Annotated in this window: 1 protein-coding gene; it reads left to right on the top strand. The window is 46.1% G+C overall.

Features of this window, described 5'->3' with window-relative positions; translation table 11 throughout:
- A partial coding sequence (locus R7R78_RS27805; RefSeq protein WP_263856343.1) for a LysR substrate-binding domain-containing protein occupies positions 1 to 582 on the top strand: 582 nt, incomplete at its 5' end.
- Positions 583 to 605 lie beyond the last annotated feature (23 nt).

Raw genomic sequence — 605 nt, 5'->3', positions numbered from 1 at the left:
CGTTTGTATCCTTCTCTCAATATCAAGCTTCGAGTAAAGGCAAGCCGATTAGATTTCTTACATGAGCCCGTTGATATTGCAATTTACTACAGTGACAGCGAGCATCCGGGTTTCCATCATCAAAGGCTTTTTGATGAAGAGTTGATGCCGGTTTGTAGCCCTGAATACAGCCAAACACATTTCTCCAATGGCGTGAGTAGTGCCAGCCAATTTGAGACCGTGACCTTTATTCATTGCACTGAATCGTTAGAAGCAAACGAGCCAAATCATGAATGGCAGAGCTGGTTAGCAAGCCAAAGCAACTCTGAACTGAAATCGCTTAATGTGATGGAGAAAACCTACCTTTTTAACCATGCCGATATGGCGATGATTGCCGCCAAAAACAGCATGGGAATCGCAATGGCGCGGGCGTCTTTGGTGCAAACCAGTTTGGAAAAGAGAGAACTGGTCGCGCCTTTTGAACGAGTCAACGCAGGGAGAGGGTACGATTTGATTTGTTTAAACGGCCAGCAGCACAGACCGAAAAATGCGGCGTTTATCGAATGGCTAGAAACGCAGCTACCTCCCCTTGCATCGCAATAAAAACAAAGGGAGGCACAAGTCTT

Source organism: Vibrio sp. 2134-1, assembly GCF_033339495.1.
Note: the sequence above shows the minus strand (reverse complement) of the source record. Positions and strands in the feature narration are given on the sequence as shown.